The organism is Streptococcus infantis, assembly GCF_047463655.1.
Taxonomy (GTDB): Bacteria; Bacillota; Bacilli; order Lactobacillales; family Streptococcaceae; genus Streptococcus; species Streptococcus infantis_Z.
On the sequence record NZ_JASHDM010000008.1, the window covers coordinates 1 to 20,566 of the forward strand.

At 40.3% G+C, this 20,566-nt stretch carries 18 protein-coding genes and 1 pseudogene; 7 read left to right on the plus strand and 12 right to left on the minus strand.

All coding sequences use genetic code 11. From position 1 onward, the window contains the following. Positions 1-1,242 (plus strand): mucin-binding protein (locus QM877_RS06845; RefSeq protein WP_414317962.1); only part of this gene is annotated, 1,242 nt, incomplete at its 5' end. Positions 1,243-1,482: 240 nt separating this feature from the next. After that, positions 1,483-2,766: a trigger factor gene (tig, locus tag QM877_RS06850; RefSeq protein ID WP_315640887.1), complete on the plus strand. Its 1,284-nt coding sequence runs from the start codon at positions 1,483-1,485 to the stop codon at positions 2,764-2,766. A gap of 46 nt (positions 2,767-2,812) precedes the next feature. On the opposite strand, the gene QM877_RS06855 is transcribed toward tig, so the two are convergent. The 3 genes from QM877_RS06855 to rnhC form a co-directional block, all read right to left on the minus strand. Further along, positions 2,813-5,179 carry an ATP-dependent RecD-like DNA helicase gene (locus QM877_RS06855; protein ID WP_414276141.1) on the minus strand — a complete coding sequence of 789 codons (2,367 nt, stop codon included), beginning with the start codon at positions 5,177-5,179 and terminating at the stop codon, positions 2,813-2,815. Positions 5,180-5,279: 100 nt separating this feature from the next. Beyond that, positions 5,280-5,891, minus strand: a complete 612-nt coding sequence (gene lepB, locus QM877_RS06860; protein WP_075231822.1) for a signal peptidase I — start codon at positions 5,889-5,891, stop codon at positions 5,280-5,282. A gap of 3 nt (positions 5,892-5,894) precedes the next feature. Further along, the gene (gene rnhC / locus QM877_RS06865; RefSeq protein WP_414276142.1) at positions 5,895-6,776 is read right to left on the minus strand and encodes a ribonuclease HIII; all 882 of its coding nucleotides are present in this window, start codon (positions 6,774-6,776) and stop codon (positions 5,895-5,897) included. Between the two features lie 86 nt (positions 6,777-6,862). Between rnhC and zapA the strand changes: the two genes are divergently transcribed. From zapA to QM877_RS06880, 3 genes are all read left to right on the plus strand, one after another. Further along, positions 6,863-7,165, plus strand: coding sequence for a cell division protein ZapA (gene zapA, locus QM877_RS06870; protein WP_414276143.1), 303 nt, complete (start codon positions 6,863-6,865; stop codon positions 7,163-7,165). Continuing rightward, positions 7,162-7,710: a CvpA family protein gene (locus QM877_RS06875; protein WP_414276144.1), complete on the plus strand. Its 549-nt coding sequence runs from the start codon at positions 7,162-7,164 to the stop codon at positions 7,708-7,710. Before zapA ends, QM877_RS06875 begins: the two co-directional genes overlap by 4 nt. Before the next feature lie 263 nt (positions 7,711-7,973). Further along, on the plus strand, positions 7,974-10,310 hold the full coding sequence (locus tag QM877_RS06880) for an endonuclease MutS2 (protein WP_414276145.1): 2,337 nt from the start codon (positions 7,974-7,976) through the stop codon (positions 10,308-10,310). Positions 10,311-10,339: 29 nt separating this feature from the next. On the opposite strand, the pseudogene QM877_RS06885 reads toward QM877_RS06880, so the two are convergent. The 3 genes and pseudogenes from QM877_RS06885 to QM877_RS06895 form a co-directional block, all read right to left on the minus strand. Next, positions 10,340-10,588: pseudogene (locus QM877_RS06885) on the minus strand (transposase); the annotation flags it as partial. 271 nt (positions 10,589-10,859) lie between these two features. Beyond that, positions 10,860-12,698: an N-acetylmuramoyl-L-alanine amidase gene (locus QM877_RS06890; protein WP_414317963.1), complete on the minus strand. Its 1,839-nt coding sequence runs from the start codon at positions 12,696-12,698 to the stop codon at positions 10,860-10,862. Positions 12,699-12,808: 110 nt separating this feature from the next. Continuing rightward, a complete protein-coding gene (locus QM877_RS06895; protein ID WP_083301295.1) occupies positions 12,809-13,162 on the minus strand; it encodes a DUF3397 domain-containing protein in 354 nt (117 codons plus the stop codon). 251 nt (positions 13,163-13,413) lie between these two features. On the opposite strand from QM877_RS06895, the gene QM877_RS06900 reads away from it, so the two are divergent. Continuing rightward, entirely contained in the window at positions 13,414-14,661 is a 1,248-nt protein-coding gene (locus tag QM877_RS06900; protein WP_414317964.1) for a dicarboxylate/amino acid:cation symporter, read from the plus strand. A gap of 14 nt (positions 14,662-14,675) precedes the next feature. Then, positions 14,676-15,617 (plus strand): ATP-grasp domain-containing protein, encoded by a 942-nt coding sequence (locus QM877_RS06905; protein WP_075231830.1) that lies wholly within the window; start codon positions 14,676-14,678, stop codon positions 15,615-15,617. A gap of 83 nt (positions 15,618-15,700) precedes the next feature. Here QM877_RS06905 and QM877_RS06910 read toward each other — a convergent pair whose 3' ends face one another. Genes QM877_RS06910 through QM877_RS06935 form a run of 6 tightly spaced genes read right to left on the minus strand, consistent with a single transcriptional unit; the run spans position 15,701 to position 20,541 of the window. Beyond that, on the minus strand, positions 15,701-15,823 hold the full coding sequence (locus QM877_RS06910) for a hypothetical protein (RefSeq protein WP_007554566.1): 123 nt from the start codon (positions 15,821-15,823) through the stop codon (positions 15,701-15,703). Between the two features lie 21 nt (positions 15,824-15,844). Next, a complete protein-coding gene (locus tag QM877_RS06915; protein WP_414317965.1) occupies positions 15,845-16,708 on the minus strand; it encodes a YihY/virulence factor BrkB family protein in 864 nt (287 codons plus the stop codon). Positions 16,709-16,739: 31 nt separating this feature from the next. Next, positions 16,740-18,794, minus strand: a complete 2,055-nt coding sequence (locus QM877_RS06920; protein ID WP_414317966.1) for a cation:proton antiporter — start codon at positions 18,792-18,794, stop codon at positions 16,740-16,742. Positions 18,795-18,805: 11 nt separating this feature from the next. Then, positions 18,806-19,060 (minus strand): hypothetical protein, encoded by a 255-nt coding sequence (locus tag QM877_RS06925; protein WP_223139941.1) that lies wholly within the window; start codon positions 19,058-19,060, stop codon positions 18,806-18,808. After that, on the minus strand, positions 19,053-19,610 hold the full coding sequence (locus QM877_RS06930; RefSeq protein WP_414317967.1) for a class I SAM-dependent methyltransferase: 558 nt from the start codon (positions 19,608-19,610) through the stop codon (positions 19,053-19,055). The genes QM877_RS06925 and QM877_RS06930 overlap by 8 nt, the downstream gene beginning before the upstream one ends. After that, positions 19,594-20,541, minus strand: coding sequence for a TIGR01212 family radical SAM protein (locus QM877_RS06935; RefSeq protein WP_414317968.1), 948 nt, complete (start codon positions 20,539-20,541; stop codon positions 19,594-19,596). The genes QM877_RS06930 and QM877_RS06935 overlap by 17 nt, the downstream gene beginning before the upstream one ends. Positions 20,542-20,566: the final 25 nt, after the last annotated feature.

Consider the following 20,566-nt stretch of genomic DNA (forward strand, 5'->3'; position numbering starts at 1 on the left):
CCAATTATCTACGTACCAATCGTAAATGATGTGAAGAAACCAACTAAACAAACAGTTAAGTTTGAAGGAGCAGGCGATAAGACTCCAGGAGACAATGTCCAAGATGACTTTACATTTACTGGTAAAGAAAACAAAGCTTCTGGAACTACAACATGGACTGAGAAGAGCCATACTTATGGTAAGGTATCTGTACCAGTAATTCCAGGTTACTACGCTGATAAGACAGAAGCAGGTGGTAAGACAGTTACTCCAGAAAATCCTGAAGCAACAGATACAGTAACCTACAAACCACTTGGAAACTTGGTTCCAAAACCAGAGAAACCAAACGATCCAAACTTCCCATCAACACCAAAAGTGAAGTATCCAAATGATCCAAACGATCCAGGTAAACCAGGTAAGCCAGTGGTTCCAGACGTACCAGGCTACAAACCATACTTGCCAGATCCAAAAGATCCAAGCAAACCAGGTCAACCAGTAGAACCAGGTAAGGAGCTACCAAACCTTCCAACAAACCCAGGTGAAGACACCCCAATCATCTACGTTCCAATCGTAAATGATGTGAAGAAACCAACTAAACAAACAGTTAAGTTTGAAGGAGCAGGCGATAAGACTCCAGCCGACAATGTCCAAGATGACTTTACGTTTACTGGTAAAGAAAACAAAGCTTCTGGAACTACAACATGGAATGAGAAGAGCTATACTTACGGTAAGGTATCTGTTCCAGTAATTCCAGGTTACTACGCGGATAAGACAGAAGCAGGTGGTAAGACAGTTACTCCAGAAAATCCTGAAGTAGTAGAGATTGTTACCTATAAACCACTTGGAAGCTTGGTTCCAAAATCTGATGATCCTAAATTCCCATCAACACCAGATGTGAAATATCCAAATGATCCAACAGATCCAACAAAACCAGGTAAACCAGTTGTTCCAGACGTACCAGGCTACAAACCATACTTGCCAGATCCAAAAGATCCAAGCAAACCAGGTCAACCAGTAGAACCAGGTAAGGAACTTCCAAACCTTCCAACAAACCCAGGTGATGACACACCAATCATCTACGTTCCAATTGTACCAGTAACTCCAGAGAAACCAGTAGCTCCAGAGAAACCAACCTCTGCTAAAGAAAATACTCCTCAGTTGCCAAATACTGGTACTGAAGATCATACTAGCTTAGCAGCACTTGGACTTCTTGGAGTAATGAGTGGATTTGGACTTGTAGTTCGTAAGAAAAAAGAAGATTAGAATAAATATTTAATCCTATTGAAATTACTTTGGACTAGATGATCGAGTCTATAGCATTAAGAGGGCAAACATTTTAAGAATGTTTGTCTTCTTTTTATATAATGGATTGAACCTAGAATAGTACGCGCCAAATCACCCAAAATGTGTTTTAGCCAGATTTGTCTGCATTAGTCTAGCTTTTATCAATGGAAAATGTTATAATAGACTGTATTTAAAAAAATTTTAAGGAGAAATGACAGAATGTCTGTATCATTTGAAAACAAAGAAACAAACCGTGGTGTCTTGACTTTCACTATCTCTCAAGACCAAATCAAACCAGAATTGGACCGTGTGTTTAACTCAGTAAAGAAATCTCTTAACGTTCCTGGTTTCCGTAAAGGGCATCTTCCACGTCCTATCTTCGACCAAAAATTTGGTGAAGAGTCACTTTACCAAGACGTTATGAACGCTCTTTTGCCAAACGCTTATGAAGCAGCTGTAAAAGAAGCTGGTCTTGAAGTCGTTGCACAACCAAAAATTGACGTAACTTCAATGGAAAAAGGTCAAGATTGGGTTATCACTGCTGAAGTTGTTACAAAACCTGAAGTTAAATTGGGCGACTACAAAAACCTTGAAGTATCAGTTGATGTAGAAAAAGAAGTAACTGACGCTGACGTTGAAGAGCGTATCGAACGTGAACGCAACAACTTGGCTGAATTGGTGATCAAAGATGGTGCTGCTGAAGACGGCGACACTGTTGTTATCGACTTCGTTGGTTCAATCGACGGTGTTGAATTTGATGGCGGAAAAGGTGAAAACTTCTCACTTGGACTTGGTTCAGGTCAATTCATCCCTGGTTTCGAAGACCAATTGGTAGGTCACTCAGCTGGTGAAACTGTTGATGTTATCGTAACATTCCCAGAAGACTACCAAGCTGAAGACCTTGCCGGTAAAGAAGCTAAATTCGTGACAACTATCCACGAAGTAAAAGCTAAAGAAGTTCCAGCTCTTGACGATGAACTTGCAAAAGACATCGACGAAGAAGTTGAAACACTTGCTGAATTGAAAGAAAAATACCGCAAGGAATTGGCTGCTGCTAAAGAAGAAGCTTACAAAGATGCAGTTGAAGGTGCAGCAATTGATAAAGCTGTAGAAAACGCTGAAATCGTAGAACTTCCAGAAGAAATGATCCACGAAGAAGTTCACCGTTCAGTAAACGAATTCCTTGGAAACTTGCAACGTCAAGGTATCAACCCTGACATGTACTTCCAAATCACTGGAACTACTCAAGAAGACCTTCACAAACAATACGAAGCAGAAGCTGAGTCACGTACTAAGACTAACCTTGTTATCGAAGCAGTTGCGAAAGCTGAAGGATTTGACGCTTCAGAAGAAGAAATCCAAAAAGAAATCGAGCAATTGGCTGCAGATTACAACATGGAAGTTGCACAAGTACAAAGCTTGCTTTCAGCTGAAATGTTGAAACACGATATCGCAGTGAAGAAAGCTGTTGAATTGATCACAAGCACTGCAACAGTTAAATAATCTTTATAAGATAAAAGCCCACCGATTCGGTGGGTTTTCTTATACTTTATTTTCCGAAAATCTCCTTCAGGTCTTCTTCAGTAATCCCAATCATAGCTGGGATACTAGACCAGTTATCTTCGGTTAAGATGTAGGATTGTTCAGTGTCTGTAACTGGTGTAGCTTCAGTAGCTGATTTACTAGTTCCATCAGTTGATTCTATTAAGTCAGCGAAACGTTCAATTAGATAGGTCTTACGAGCTGTTCCGATATGTTGAGTTGCATAGTCAAAGGCCTGTAATTCGCCTAGTAGGATGAGCTTGCTTTTGGCACGAGTGATAGCAGTGTAGATGAGATTGCGTTCTAACATCCGCTTACTTGCACTGGTGATTGGTAAAATAACGACGGGAAACTCGCTCCCCTGAGATTTATGGATGCTCATGGCATAGGCTAAGCGAATCTTGTACCATTCATTTCGAGGATAGGAGACCTCATTGCCGTCAAAATCAATCATAATTTCATCCTGCTTGGATTCAGTGTATTTTCCAGGAATCAAGTCTGTGATATAGCCTAAGTCTCCGTTAAAGACATTGACCTCTGCATCGTTGACTAGGTGGATGACCTTATCTCCTGTTCGATAGTGACACTGAGGAGCTTCAAAGCTAAGCTGGTCTTTTTGTGGAGGATTGAGTAGGTCTTGCATGAGTTGGTTGATCGCATCAATACCAGCAGTTCCACGGTACATAGGGGCAAGAACCTGAATATCACGAGCAGGGATGCCACTTCTGATAGCAGCACCTAGGATTTTTTCAATGCTAGCAGGGATATGGTTACTAGCGATTTCAAAGTAGGAGCGATCTGCTTTTTTCTGGGTAAAATCTGCAGGCAATATTCCCTGACGAATCTGACTTGCAAGAGTGACGATGGTTGATTCTTCGCTCTGACGGTAGATTCTTTCCAAACGTGTTTGAGGTATGGTTGGTATCTGGAGTAAATCTGCTAGGACTTGACCAGGACTGACAGAAGGTAACTGATCGCTATCACCAACGATAAGGATTTTACTGGTAGAGGAGATATTGGAGAAGAGCTGGTTGGCTAACCAAGTATCTACCATAGAAAACTCGTCAACAATGATAAAGTCAGCATCCAGATAATCTTCCAGATGGCTGGTATCGTCGTCTCCAGTCATACCCAAGTGGCGGTGAATAGTTGCACTTGGTAGTCCTGTCAGCTCATTCATACGACGGGCTGCGCGACCGGTGGGAGCGGCTAGGAGAATGGGCAGATTGCTCTTTTTCTTGAGATCTAGTCCTTCTAAGAGAGCATAGACAGCGATAATGCCGTTGATAACAGTAGTCTTACCTGTACCAGGTCCACCTGTAAGGATAAAGACCTTGTTCTGGATAGCATCGCAGATAGCCTGTTTTTGAATACTATCATACTCAATCCCCAGTTCTTCCTCAACAGTTGCGATATGTTCTTGAATGGTTTCTAGATCCTGTTTTTTACTCTGCCCTTTTTCGAGGATTCTGATGAGATGGCTGCGAATCCCCTCTTCTGCAAAAAAGAGGCTATTATCAAAGATTTTGGTATCAATCTGCTGGACCTTATCTTCTTCAATCAGATAAGCAAGTTCTTGGGCAACTTGACTCGGCTCTAGTTCGACTGGACGAGAGGATTCAAGAAGGTTGAGGGTTTGCTCCAACAAGTCTCTAGCTTCCATATAGGTATCTCCCGTTTCCATGCAACCTTGAAAGAGAGTATGGACGAGACCAGCACGGAAGCGCTCGGGAGCCTGGCTCTCAATCCCCAATTCTTGGGCCAATTGGTCAGCGATGGTAAATCCCAAGCCCTTGATATCCTCGACCAGTTGATAGGGATAGTTCTCGACAATCTCTAGCGTTTCTTCCTTGTAAAAGTCTTGAATCTGGAAGGCTAGTTTATTTGGGATGCCGTAATTAGCCAGTTTGGCTAAGACCATCTCTGTTCCGTAATTAAGACGAAGGGTTGAGACGAAGGCTTCACGGTTTTTAGCAGAGAGTCCAGAGATAGACTGGAGTTTGTCTGGATTTTCTAAGATTTTGTCGATAGTGTTATCTCCGTAAATATCCACAATTTTCTGGGCTGTTTTGAGTCCAATCCCCTTAAAATGGCTGCTGGAGAAATACTTGACCAAGCCCTTACTAGTCGGCTTGGCTCTCTCATAGCGAGTCATTTGTAGCTGTTCCCCATACTTAGAGTGTTGGACAATTTGTCCCCAAAAGGTGTATTCCTCTCCTTCAATGATATCAGCCATGGTACCTGTGACAATGATTTCATAATCATCAAAGTCTTCAGCATTGGTATCCTCAATATCTAGGAGTAAAATACGGAAAAAATTGCTGACATTTTCAAAAATAATGCGTTCAATGGTGCCTGAAAAATAAACTTCCATAAAATTCCTTACAATAGTGTCTGAGAAAATTTATCCCAGATTTAGTCAAAATAGAATGAGAAGAGGCTGAGATGGATAATTCTCGGCCTCTTCCTAGTTTTTAAAATGTTCCGATACGCTTGAGTGGCCAAAAGCGGAATTTGGCTTCACCAGTGATATCTTTTGCCTTAAAGGTACCAACATGTCGACTGTCGCTAGATACCAGACGGTCATCACCAAGTAGGAGGTATTCTCCTTCTGGAACAGTGAAGGTGAAGCTAGTGTTGTAATTAACATCTAGGGTAAAGGCTTGAGCCTTTTGGGCAATGGTTCTAAAGTATTCTCCCTTTTTACCATCCCAACCAGTTCCAGTATAAGTGCTTTGGAGTTTATCTTCCTTGAAACGCTTAAGGTATTCTGCTAAATAGGGCTCATCAGTTTCTTGACCATTGATATAGAGCTTGTCGCTTTCGTAACGGATAGTATCTCCTGGCATACCAATGACCCGTTTAACGATATCCTTGTTCCCATCGTCTTCATGAGCAACCACAATATCAAAACGATTGATTGGGAGATGTTTAACCACAAAGAGGACTTCTCCATCTGCCAAGGTAGGATCCATTGAATGTCCTTCTACACTGACATTCCTCCAGAGAAAGAGACGACTAAGGGCGATAAGAGTGATAATGAGGATAAAACTCCACTCTTTTAAAAACGATTTAAAATATTTCATAATTTACCTTTCTAGCAGTTTTTTTGCTTTTTCAGTATTTTTAAAATGAAGTTTGGCGCAGAAGTTAAGTCCCTGCATACCATAAGCTTGAAGGATTTGGCTAGCTACCTTATCAGAAGCTGTCCCAGCCCCGCTTGGAAGTTGGTAGCCAAGTTCTCCACCCAGATTTTCTAAATTTTCCAGAAATAGATCACGCGCAATGATAGAACTTACTGCGACAGCCAAGTACTTACCTTCGGCTTTTTCCTCCAGACTGACTGGATTAGAAAAATGATTGGCTTCCTTTTTTAAGTACTTCTCATAGTTTTGAGCACTCGTAAAAGCATCGATCACAATCTTTTCTGGCTGGACTCCCTTTTGGAGGAGGAGAAAAATTGCTTGATTGTGCAGGGCTACCTTTACGGAAACGGCATTGTAGCGCTCCCCAATGACTTCATTATACTTACTGGGAGAAAGAAGTAGCGCTTGGTGCTGGATTCTCTCCTTAAGCAGGGGAGCAAGCTGACGAATCTTTTGGTCTGTCAGAGTCTTAGAATCCCCAACACCTAGTTTTCGTAGGAAGTCATGCTGGTCAGGAGTCACAAAGGATGCTACTACAGCTAGACCACCGAAGTAGGAACCATTTCCCACCTCATCTGTTCCAATCAAGGGGAAATTTTGTCCGCTAGTTCCTTGACTGACTTGATAACCAAAAAAACTGGCATAGTTTTCAGCCATTTCTCCCTGAAGCAAGACTTTTCCAGAAGTGTAGATGGAAACACTTGCCTGCGGAAGCTTCAAAAAGTAGCGAATATAAGGATTTTTACTAGGAGTCAGTGCTTGTTCATATTGCTGAACAAAGGTTTGGATTTCCTTTTCACTAGGGGTTAATGTAATACTTGCCATAGTTCTTATTGTACCATAAAAGCTGTAGAATTGGTAAAAACTGACAAACTTAGTGAAATTTGGTATAATATCGTGAGGTGAATTTTATGGCAAATTTAAATCGATACAAGTTTACATTCGGAAAAAAAACATTGACCCTAACAACTGAGCATGACAACCTCTTTATGGAGGAAATTGCCAAGGTCGCAACAGAAAAATATGAAGCAATTAAAGAGCAAATGCCTGGAGCGGATGATGAGACAATCGCTATTTTATTAGCAGTCAATAGCTTGTCAACCCAACTCAGCCGTGAGATTGAATTTGATGATAAGGAGCAAGAATTAGACGCCCTTCGTCATCAGGTTGTAGCAGCAAAACAAGAGCACAGCAAGATTGAGGACTCACTATGATTTCCATCTTTCTTTTATTGGTGCTGGCTTGGAGTTTTTATATCGGCTATCGCAGAGGCTTGGTCCTACAAGTCTATTATCTCCTAGCTACAATCGTCTCAGCTTATTTTGCGGGGAATTTTTATCAGTCATTGGGAGAAACATTTCACTTGTTGATTCCGTATGCCAATCCCCAGGAAGGGCAGGGTACCTTTTTCTTCCCATCTGACCAGCTCTTCCAATTGGACAAGGTCTTTTACGCAGGTATTGGCTATCTCTTAGCCTTTACCGTATTTTACTGCATCGGTCGTTTGATTGGACTCTTTTTTAACCTAGTACCAACCAAAAAGTTTGGTGGGAAATATTTTCGCATCGGTGCGGGAGTCTTATCAGTTGGAGTGACCTTATTTGTCCTTCAGATGATGCTGACCATCCTTGCGACTGTGCCTCTAGCAATCGTTCAAAATTCACTTGAAAACAGTTTTGTAGCTAAACATATTATCCAGAGTGTTCCCATCACTACTCATATGATTAAACAACTCTGGGTAACCAAAATAATCGGATAAAAAGGGCGGGAACTATTCCTAGCCTTTTGTTTACAATCTCATACTCTTCGGAAATCTCTTCAAACCACGTCAGCTTCGCCTTGGATTATATATGTGACTGACTTCGTCAGTCTTATCTACAACCTCAAAGCAGTGCTTTGAGCAACCTACGGCTAGCTTCCTAGTTTGCTCTCTGATTTTCATTGAGTATCAATAGTTTAGGAGCCTTTTTGAAAAGAGTGAGAATTTGAAAAATTCGTTCGCTCATTACGAAGGAAAAGAAAATGAATAAAAAAATACTAGAAACATTAGAATTTAATAAGGTCAAGGCTTTATTTGAGCCCCATCTTTTGACGGAGCAAGGATTAGAGCAGTTGAAAGAACTTGCTCCGACTGATAAAGGAGACAAGATTAGACAAGCTTTTGCAGAGATGAAGGAAATGCAAGAACTCTTTGTCGAGCATCCTCATTTCAGCATTTCTGCAACAAAAGATATTGCAGCGACCTCCAAACGTTTGGAAATGGGTGCTGATCTCAACATCGAGGAATTTCTTCTACTCAAACGTGTCATCTTTGCCAGTCGTGAATTGCAGAATTTTTATGACAATCTTGAAAATGTACGTTTGGATCACCTGGCAAGTTGGTTTGAGAAACTTCATGATTTTCCACATTTACAGGGAAATCTACAAGCCATCAACGAAGCTGGATTTATTGAGAACTTTGCTAGCGAGGATTTGGCACGAATCCGTCGAAAAATCCATGATAGTGAAAGTCAAGTCCGTGATGTCTTGCAAGACCTTCTCAAACAAAAAGCTCAGATGCTGACAGAAGGTATCATCGCAAGTAGAAATGGTCGCCAAGTTCTTCCAGTTAAGAATACCTATCGTAACAAGATTGCTGGTGTAGTACATGATATTTCTGCCAGTGGGAACACTGTTTATATCGAACCTCGTGAAGTGGTCAAGTTGAGTGAGGAAATAGCCAGTCTTCGTGCAGATGAACGCTATGAGATGATGCGTATCCTCCAAGAACTCTCTGAACGAGTAAGACCACACGCAGCTGAAATTGCTAATGATGCTTGGATTATCGGACATTTGGACCTGATTCGGGCTAAGGTTCGCTTTATCCAAGAGACGGAGGCAGTAGTACCTCAAGTGTCTGAGGGACAGGAGATTCAACTTCTTCACGTTCGTCATCCTCTTGTAAAAAATGCAGTCGCAAATGATGTGCACTTTGGAAAAGAATTAACAGCTATCGTCATCACGGGTCCTAATACAGGTGGTAAGACCATTATGCTCAAGACCTTAGGTTTGACTCAGTTGATGGCCCAGTCTGGTCTACCAATTTTAGCTGATAAGGGTAGTCGTGTAGGGATTTTCGAGGAGGTCTTTGCGGATATTGGAGACGAACAGTCCATCGAACAAAGTCTCTCAACCTTCTCTAGTCATATGACCAATATCGTAGATATTCTTGGTAAGGTCAATCAAAACTCGCTCTTGTTACTAGATGAGCTTGGAGCAGGAACAGATCCCCAAGAAGGTGCTGCCCTAGCCATGTCTATCCTAGAAGACTTGCGTTTGCGTCAGGTCAAGACTATGGCAACCACTCACTATCCTGAACTCAAAGCCTATGGGATTGAAACGGCCTATGTTCAGAATGCCAGCATGGAGTTTGATACAGCTAGCCTGCGTCCAACTTATCGCTTTATGCAGGGTGTACCTGGTCGAAGTAATGCTTTTGAGATTGCTAAACGTCTAGGTTTGTCAGATGTCATTGTAGGTGACGCTAGTAAGCAAATTGACCAAGACAACGATGTCAATCGCATCATTGAACAATTGGAAGAGCAGACACTTGAAAGCCGGAAACGTCTTGAGAATATTCGTCAAGTCGAGCAAGAAAACCTCAAGATGAATCGTGCCCTTAAAAAACTTTATAACGAGCTCAATCGTGAAAAGGAAACTGAACTCAATAAAGCGCGTGAACAAGCTGCTGAGATTGTTGATTTGGCTCTAGCTGAGAGTGATGATATACTTAAAAATCTTCACAGTAAATCTCAACTAAAACCACATGAGATTATTGAAGCCAAGGCTAAGCTCAAAAAATTAGCCCCTGAAAAAGTTGACCTTTCTAAAAACAAGGTCCTCCAAAAAGCTAAGAAGAAACGAGCTCCAAAAGTTGGAGACGATATCATCGTTTTAAGCTATGGTCAACGAGGTACCTTGACCAATCAACTCAAGGATGGACGTTGGGAAGCACAGGTTGGCTTGATTAAGATGACGCTTGAGGAAAAAGAGTTTGACTTGGTTCAAGTCCAGAAAGAAGCGCCAGTCAAGAAGAAACAAGTTAACGTCGTTAAACGTGCAGTAGGCAAAGGTCCACAAGCTCGACTAGACCTTCGTGGCAAACGCTACGAGGAAGCTATGGAAGCCTTGGATGCCTTTATAGACCAAGCCCTACTCAACAATATGGCTCAAGTAGATATCATCCATGGTATCGGTACAGGAGTCATCCGTGAAGGGGTGACTAAGTACCTACAAAGAAATAAACAGGTCAAGAGCTTTGGCTATGCACCACAAAATGCAGGTGGATCTGGCGCAACCATTGTAACCTTTAAGGGGTAAAGCGAAAATCATGAAAATTTGATTCAAGATAAACCACCTTTACCTGCAAGATAATCTGTTACAGCCTTTTCTTTTAACTCTGAACTATATTTCTTCCAGCTATGACGCTCCTTGAGGCCTTCTACACCCTCTGTTTGATACTTACGAATCCAATTTCTGATTGTGTCACCATTTACTCCAAATGCTTTGGTCAAAATAGATATTGACTTCCCTTGTTCAAGGTAAAGATGAACAACTTCTAACTTCTCCTCCACTGATTTCGGACCTCTTTTTGACATACGAAAACTCCCCCTGTAGTTTCTAGTGAAATTTTGTTTTTTTCACTGTCCACTATAAGGGGAGTATATCAAACTTTAGTAGTAAGCAAAAGGGGGGTAAAAATATTATAGTCAATTGAAATAAGAACAAGACTATATTGTGCCACTTTTAAGTGGTGTAGTTATCGGTGTAGGAGTCTTGGCTTGTGTAGGAATTGGTTTTCTCTTTCCTGAAGCCAACAAGTTAGAAGAATAATACAAAAAATCTCGAGATTTTCTCGAGACTTTTTCTTTATTGACCTGCGTAATATTTTTGAATTCCCTTAACGATACCTGCAACTAATCTGTTTTGGTAGGCGTCACTGCGGACTTGTTGATTCTCATTGAAATTGTCAATATAGCCCAATTCCAATAGAACCGCTGGTTTATCAGTTTCTCGAAGGACAGCAAAACTACTTTGTAGGAGTCCTGCATCCTTAGCACCAGTTTCAGCTAGTAGTGAAGAGTGGATATCTGCAGCAAGGCGATTGCTTTCACTGATACGGTCAGGGTGGTTATGCCAGTATGGATTGATCTTAGCACGATAGCCACTGTCTTCTTCGTAAGAGTAAGTTTGAATACCAGATCTCCCTGAAGCAGGATTCCCGCTTGCATTGAAGTGAATACTGATGAACATGTCTGAGTCCGTTTTGTTAACCATTTTTGAACGTTCAGTGACAAAGTCGACATAGACATCACTATCTCTCGAAGAAAGAACGGTATAACCAAGACCCTGGAGTTCCTTACGTAGTTTTTGATAAATTTGCATGGTTAGGTCTTTTTCCTGAGTGTTATAATAAACAGCACCAGGATCTTTTCCACCATGTCCTGGATCTAAGAAAACAGTTTTCGTGTATTTCCCTTTTTCAAATCCACGACTTATAGGTACTTCACCAATCCATTTTCCATTACTTTGGAACTGATGTGCTGTTCCATCGATTTTTCGAGTTCCCGTGACATAGACACCATTTTCATCCACATAGTAACGGGCATTGTAGTAGCTGTCGTCAATCCATTCGCTCTTAGCCATGTAACCACCTGACTTGAGGTAGTAAGAGCCGATCCATTCACGCGCTGCATATGCACCACCAGATTTTAAGTAGAACCAGCTATTATAGTTTTTATCGAAAATCCATTCTTTTTCGGCCATAGCTCCGCTAGCTTTTAGATAGTAGCTACCTATCCATTGGTTATTGGCCATAATACCTTCTTTGTTAAAATAGTACCACGAGCTACCGACTTTTTCCCATTTCTCTTGAGTTGGACGACCAGATGTTTGGGCGAAGTACCATTTTCCTTCTAAATAAACCCAGGACCTTTCAGCCATAGCTCCACTATTGGAGAGAAGGTATCCGTTAAAAATTGTCTTACTTAGCATGATACCATCTTTGTCAAAGTAGTACCAAGAACCACCAATTTTTTCCCACTTGTTTTTGATGACTTTACCAGAAGCAAGTGCATAGTACCATTGTCCATCTTGTTTTACCCAAGCACTCTCAGCCATGGCGCCGCTATTCGTTAATAGATAGCCGTCAAAAATTGTGTTGCTGAGCATGATACCGTCTTGGTCAAAATAGTACCAGACACCACCAATCTTTTCCCATTTCTGTTGAGAAATTTTTCCATAAGTGTTAGCGTAATACCATTTATCTTGGAGTTTACTCCAGCCAGAATCGACCATAGCCCCGCTACTAGTCAGGATATATCCGTCAAAAATAGTATCGCTCAACATGATGCCATCTTTGTTGAAGTAGTACCATTTCCCGTGGATTTTTTTCCAGTTTAGAACAGGGGCATTGTTTTCATAGAAGCGCCAGATATTTTCCTCGAATACCCAACCATCTTTTTGGACTTCAGGAGCCTTGTCTTCTTCTTTCTTAGCTGGATTTGTTGTTTGATTGGCATTTGCCTCAGTTGAAGGTTCAGTTTCCTTGGCTGGGAGACTGTTTTTCTCCACTTTGTCAGTAGAGGTTTCACTGTGTGTTGTTTCTACTGGGGTAGACTGTGCTTGGTTTTCCTCAGCATAGCTAAGATTGGTGGTTAGACCAAAAACTGAAAGCGTAATGGCACTTGCCAAGAGCGTTTTTTTCACTTGATTTATCTCCTATTTTTACTTTTTTATAATTTTATCAGAAAAGTGCCTCAGATGGAACATTTAGTGGCCAAGATCGAGGTGCTGGTGGGCTATATTGTAATAGTTGACTATTTCATCACGAAAATTTGAACAATCATGATGATATAGATGAGCAGTGTTAGTAAAAATCCAGCTCGCCAAAAGAATTTAATAAATTTTGGATAATAAAAACTACGTCTTTTGTTTAAGAAGAAAAAGACCAACACAATTGCTAGTATTGATAAGGCCGTTCCCAATACTGGAAGTTGATTGTGTGTAAACATCTTAGCCGTAATCAAATAATATTCAAAAATTAGAAAAGGAAAAGCTAAATCAGCAGCATTGATGCCCCTTTTCTTTAACTTAAAGAGTCTGCTTAAAATAATCGCCAGAGCTAAGGTTAGTACCAAAAGCAAGATGGAAGCAAGTTTCATTAAAATCATACCATTATTGTATCATAAAATTTTGAGAATAGAAAAGTAAATTCCGTGATTTATCACTGTTTTAGCAAAAAATCATTGGTAAGAAACAGATTTTATAATTCCTGCTTGAACAGAATGAATCATGTGTTCGGTACGATGATAGTTTGAACTCTCAATATAAATCTTTTTTATGTTCAACATAGAAAATATATATTAGTCAGAAGTGAAGAATAGTAGTAGAATGAGTAGCAAATAAAACAAAGGAGTTTCTTATGAAATTAGTTACATTATGGTCAAAACTCTCACTAGGAATCCAATTATTAGTGGCTTTGGTCTTGGGTGTTATCGCTGCAGTCATCTGGCCACAATTTGCAGGCTTTTATCAATTTTTAGGACAAGCCTTTATTAAATTGATCAACATGGTCATCATCCCACTAATCTTCCCAACTATTGTTGTTGCTGTAGCTGGCGTTATCGGGAAAAAATCTTTTGGGAAAATCTTGACCAAGAGCTTGGTTTACTTTTTTGCCATAACAACTGCTATTACCCTATTGTTTGTATTTGCTAGTTATTATTTGGGATTTGGACAAGGTGTGAACATTGGTCAAACTGGTGGAAACCTTGATGGAATCGCCAACAATGTAAAATTTAGCGAATTTTCGCTTGGTTTTATTCCATCAAATATCGTCAAATCTCTTTCAGAAGGTGCTCTTTTGCCAATTATCGTGTTTGCTATCTTTCTTGGTTACGGAATTGGGAATCTTAAGTCTGATAAATCTCAGAAAATTATCGAAGGTTTCCAAATCTGGATTGAGGCCATCTATAATATTGTTACAGTGATTGTCAAACTTTCACCGATTGGAATTTTTGGATTTATCGCAAAAGATGTTGCAACGACTGGCCTTGATAAATTGATTGGGCTTGGTCAATTTGTAATCGGAACTTACTTGGCTTACGCTGTTTTGGTTCTCCTTATTTTCCCTTTGATTGCTCTATTCTTTAAAGTACCGTATTTGTCAGCCTTTCGTGAAAATTGGAGTCTCTTGACACTGGCCTTTGTTACCGGTAGTTCTAGTGTTGTCTTGCCATCCCTTCTTAAAGATTTAAAAAAACAGGGGCATGACGAGCATACGATTGATTTAGTTGTTCCTTTAGGATATACTTTTAACTTAGAAGGGGCAGCAGTTTATTTCTCAGTTGCGACAATCTTTATCGCGCATGCCTACGGCATTCAATTTTCTTTATCAAGTCTCTTGTTTACTGTTTTGCTTTTGACCTTGATTGGAAAAACTGCAGCAACTGTGCCATCAGGTGCTATCGTGGTTCTATTAGCAGCAGCACCTCAATTGGGCTTACCAGTTGAAGGAGTCGCCTTGATCTTTGCAGTTGATTTCTTTGTCAATGCTGGCCGTACTATGATCAATGTTTTGGGTCAAATCTTAACAGTCAGCGTTATTGAAAAAACAGAAGGATATATTTTAGAAGAAAAGGAAAGCCAACTATCAGTCAGCTTTTCTTAAGGAGATGATAAGTAATGAGTGAAGCAAAAGTTTATGTAATTCATGAGAATCTTGAATGGACTCAGCATTTGGTCAAATGGTTGGAAGAGTTAGAAGTTCCATATGAACTGTGGGATTTGTCTAGTGGAATTTTGGATCTACAAAGCCCACCGCCACAGGGTATCTTTTACAATCGTATGTCTGCATCCTCTCACACTAGAGGACATCGCTATGCACCAGAATTTACAGAGCAGGTCATTACTTGGTTAGAAGCGCATGGACGCAAGGTTGTAAATGGAACTGGTGCTATCAACCTAGAAATCAGTAAAGTCAAACAATATTTGAAGTTAAATGAGTCGGGCATTGAGACTCCTGCGACAGTTGCAGTTTTGGGCCAAGAACATATCATTGAAGCAGCAAGAAAATTGAACATCTATCCTTTGATTACCAAGCACAATCGAGCAGGTAAGGGATTAGGGGTTCAACTCTTCCAAAATGAAGAAGAATTGGAAGCTTATGTCAATAGCCCTCTCTTTGAACCATCAGTGGATGGAATCACCTTGTTACAAGCCTACATCAAACCAAGTGATGGACGTATCCGTCGTTCAGAGTTTATCAACCAGAAGTTCCTTTATACTGTTTCAATCGATTCTTCAGATGGTTTCCAACTGTGCCCAGCAGATGGTTGCCAAATCGGTAAGAGACCAGAGCAACTGGAAACATCTGAGAAATTCCAGATTACAGAACCTCTACCAGATGACCGAAGAGAAGCTTATGAAAACTTCCTTAAGAATGCTCAGATTGAAGTTGCGGCGATTGAATGGGTTCAATCAGAGAGTGGAGACATTTATGTCTATGATGTAAATACCAACACTAACTACAATCCTACCGCAGAAAAAAATGCCAATATTTTTGCCCACCAACATTTGGCTCAATATCTAAAAACAGAATTGCAAGCCCTAACGAATGGACAATAAAGTAACTAATTCAAAAATCCCCCAGTATTAAATGACTGGGGGATTGATTTGTTTATACTCTTCGAAAATCTCTTCAAACCACGTCAGCTTCCATCTGCAACCTCAAAATAGTATTTTGAGCTGCCTTCGTCAGTTCTATCCACAACCTCAAAACGGTGTTTTGAGCAACCTGCGGCTCGCTTCCTAGTTTGCTCTTTGATTTTCATTGAGTATTAATCGATAAAAAATTATTGCCTTGCTTTAAAGTCTGGATCCTTTAGGCTTTGAACACTGGCATTGATCACTGCACCGATAATCAATATCTTGGCAATGATAATAAACCAGAACATCATGACAACAACGATGATGGAACTGAAAAATCGAACGTCGACTAGATAGTTAACATAATTGTTGAAATAAGCTGAAAAGATCGTTAATAGAGATATGAGAGTGACAAACACGAATAGACTTCCAGGAAGGACGTAACGAATACGACTGACTTTCACGTTTGGAAGGAAATAATAGAGCATGATCAAGATCGCAAACAGAAAGACATAAATCAGCGGTCCTGTAAGATCCTGTAAATATGCAAATAGAGAACTTTCGGATTTCCAGTAGTTTTTTAGCAGATCCAATAACATATGACCAAACATACTTAGAAATAAGGCAAGTGCAAAGAGAATTTGAAGTCCCAAACTAACTAGGAGACTCATCAGTTGGTGTGAGATAATTCCTCTATTTTTTGCAATTCCATAAGCTTTATTAAAAGATTTTTGGAGGAAATTCATGGATTTTGAAAAGGTCCAAAGAGCTGATATTACCGCAAAACTCAAGAGTCCAGCAGATGGTTGTGTCAGCACTTCACGAGCAATCTTTGCTACTACATCATAGATCGTATCTGGTAAAAATTCCTTTAGTGTGATCAAGAAATCGGAGATTGGAATTTGAAAATAAGGCAAGATATTGACAGCTATCATAAGTAAGGGGAAGATTGAAATCAACCAATAATAGGCCACAGCTACACTGGTTAATTCAATATCTGAAACACGATAGTAGTGCAAAAAAGCTTTCAATAAAGGCCTATTGGTTAGTTGTTTCCACAACTTTTTCATTGCATAATCCTCCACAATAATAACCTAAATCTTAATTTCTGCGAACTAATTCCATCATATCATAAGGTAGTGTGTTAGCTGCTTCTTTTAGAGAATAGTTTTCTAGGTTGTTTACATTTTGTCGTAATTTTTTGGCATACTGGGCTGAGATGAGTTTTTGTTTTTCGTATTCAAAGATAGACTTACGTTCTAGATAGTATCCTCTTAACATTTCGTCGATATTATTTGGTTTGATACGATTGATAACCCGTTCCACAAAGGCACCACTGGTAATATGACTGGTTTCACGGAGACGTGATTCCTGCATAAAGCTAATCAAGGAACTCTTATAAATCCCTTTCAGGTTTTCCAAACTTTCGATGATGATTTCAGTGTTGGCTAGGTAGAGTTCAGCAATCTGATCATAATCGATTGCTAGTAGTCTTTGATTTTCCTTGTCTCTCCAAGAACGGAAGGTTTTTCCAAATGTGAGCAATTCATGAAGGAGAAAACGCACAATCCGGATAGAAACAAGGAAGTAGTAGGTTAGGCGAGAAGTAAAGTTTCGCTTAATATTTTTCTCCATGCTCTTCAAGTACCGTTGATAAACACGATAACCTCTTTCACCGATTTTGCCTTCTTCATAGGCCTGTTCCAAACCATCGTTCTCGATACTGAGAATCAAGAGCTTAAGAGCTTCCCAGTCTTCTTGGATTTCTTTGTTTTCTTGGCTGAGGATGAGATTTTCAATCCGTCCGTGATAATTATCGATAGCAGCATAGAGGGGAACCTTGTTTTTAGTATGTTCCAAATCTTTCTCTAACTCCATGGCAACATCGTTTAGGATAGCGATGTGCATGAGATGATTCTTAGATGGTTCTTGCTCTTCAGAAAGGTGTGGTAAGACCAATAATCCAGTAAGGAAACTGACCAGGGTTACACTGGCTACGAGGAAGAGAAGGAGCGGATATTCCTGCTCCAGATTAGAAGGTATCAAGAGGATGGTGGCAATAGAAACAGTTCCTTTAACGCCAGAGAATGTCAAGAGGAGCATATCTTTGACATACTTGTGGAGGCTTTTTTGAAGTTTCTTTATTCGAAACGCGTAAAAGCCGTAAATCATGAGAAAGCGGATGGCAAAGAGTAGGAAAGTTAAGAGGAAGATAGTGATGAGAAGGAGCACATTGTTATAAAAAGCACTCTTCAGAATTGGCTCCGCAATCATCTCCAGTTCCATTCCCAAAATAACAAAGACAGAACCATTAAGCATAAAGGTTACTGTGTGCCATACGGTCTCTGTAACAGTATCAACTTGGGCTTCAAGCAGATTTATTTTCTTGAAACGACTAGCTTTTAAAATACCAGCGACAACGACCGCAATAATTCCAGAAACATGAATCTCTTCAGCTATGAAGAATGTTAAAAGTGGTAAACTGAGATCCAGCAAGAGTTCACTGGCGATATCAGTAGCTCGTACGCTGAGGAGGAAGGAGTGAAGGGAGCGATTAATGAAGGCTGTTATAAGGCCAACTGCAAAACCTCCAACGATGGAAATAGCTAGGGAAATTCCTGCTTGAGTGATTGAAAATGTCCCTGTTGTCCAAGCAATGAGAGCAACACGAAAGGCTACTAGACCAGAAGCATCATTCAGAAGTCCTTCCCCTTTTAGGATATTAGAAATTCGTTTTGGAAAGGTAAATCGTTCAGAAAGGGAAGCAAAGGCAACCAGGTCAGTAGGACCAAGTGCAGCCCCTACGGCTAGGCAGGCAGCTAATGGTAAGCTAGCCCAAAGAACATGGGCAAGTCCTCCCATACTTAGAGTAGATATAAAGATGACAGGGAAAATCAGGTAGAGAACGATTTTCCAGTGTTTTAAGATAGAGGTTACATCTGCTTCTTGAGCTTCTCGAAAGAGGAGCGGGCCGATTACCAAAGCTAGAAACAACTCAGTGTCTAAGTGATATTGGTTATTAGGTAAGCAAAGACCAATACCGATACCCAGCAAAATCTGAATCAGGGGCATGGGTAGGAAGGGAAGAAGTTTATTGGTCGTACTAGAAACAATGAGAACAAGCAAAAATATCAAGAGATAAAAAAGTAAATCCATCTTCTACCTCCTTATTTTTGTTTTCGACAAGCTTCAAAAAGTTCTTTTTGTTCTTGGATTTTTTGATCAATCTTCGAGCAGTCCTTGTGCTCGATTTTCTTCTGACAACGCTCCATTTCAAGTGTTATCATTTTCTTCTTGATTTTTAGCATCTTCTTGCTCATATGAGCTTCATCTAACATACCAACTGCCCGTTCATGTTGAGTTGATTCGACAAATTTGTGACGTAGATTTTCTATTTTATCTCGTAGGTATTGTTTATCCATGTCGATACCTTTCTAATTTTTCAATCATAACTAAAAATGGTGGATTGTTGATTTGGTTGAGAGTACGATAGATTGTAGCAGTGTATTCTTGTTGCGGTAACTGACTGACATAATTTAGAACGGCATCGCGTTCTATATCACCACCATCATGTCCGTAATAAATCATGATGGCTATTCGTCCACCCTTAACCAGCATATGGCAAAGTTTATCCAGTGCCTCAAGGGTTGTTTGAGGTTGGGTGATAATACTTTTATCAGCTGAAGGAAGATAACCAAGATTAAAGATGGCTGCCTTAACTTCCCTTACAAATTGATCTACGGTTTCATGACCTTGCAGGATTAATTCTGCATTGGTCAAACCAGCTTCTTGTAGACGTTGACTAGTCTTTTCTAGAGCTTGTTCCTGTATATCGAAAGCATAGACTTGTTTAGCTAACTTAGCTAGAAATAGGGTATCATGGCCATTTCCCATGGTCGCATCAACGACAATATCCTCTTGGGTGATGACTTGGGCAAGAAAATCATGCGCCATTTCAAGTGGTCTTTTCATTCATAAACTCCTGTTTTACAGCCTTGCATCCTTGGACGCTACCGCGTCGTCTCATTTCAGCCTCAATGCTATTTAGAACTTCCCATTTATTGAGACTCCACATAGGACCAATCAACATATCCCTAGGAGCATCACCCGTAATCCGATGGATGACAATATGCTTGGGAATAATTTCTAGTTGGTCACAGATGACCTTGACATATTCATCCTGACTCATGAGCTGCAAACGACCTTCATGATAATCCCTTTGCATCCGAGTATTGGTCATGAGATGAAGTAGGTGAAGTTTAATCCCTTGGATATTATTGTCCCTTACACAACGCCGAACGTTTTCCACCATCATTTCATGAGTTTCACCGGGCAAACCATTGATCAAATGGGCAACAATCTCGATCTTCGGATACTTCCGAAGTCGTTTGACTGTATCCACGTAGAGTTCATAGGAGTGGGCGCGGTTAATCAATTCTGACGTTTCTTCGTAAGTAGTTTGTAAGCCTAACTCTACGGTAACATGCATTCGTTCCGACAATTCGGCCAAATATTGGATAGTCTCGTCGGGTAAACAATCTGGTCGAGTTCCAATATTGATGCCAACTACACCTGGTTCGTTGATAGCTTGTTCATAGCGTTCGCGAATCACTTCGAGCTTTTCATGGGTATTAGTAAAGTTTTGGAAGTAAACCAAATATTTTTTAACTTCAGGCCACTTACGGTGCATAAAGTCAATTTCCTTATAGAATTGCTCGCGAATAGGAGCATCAGGAGCAACGATTGCATCTCCAGAACCAGAAACAGTACAAAAAGTACAGCCCCCATGTGCTACAGTTCCATCGCGATTGGGACAATCAAAGCCAGCATCAATAGGGACTTTAAAAGTTTTTTCTCCGAATAAATTTCGATAATAATCATTCAAGGTATTATAGGATTTCATAGCTATTATTATATCAGAAAAGACC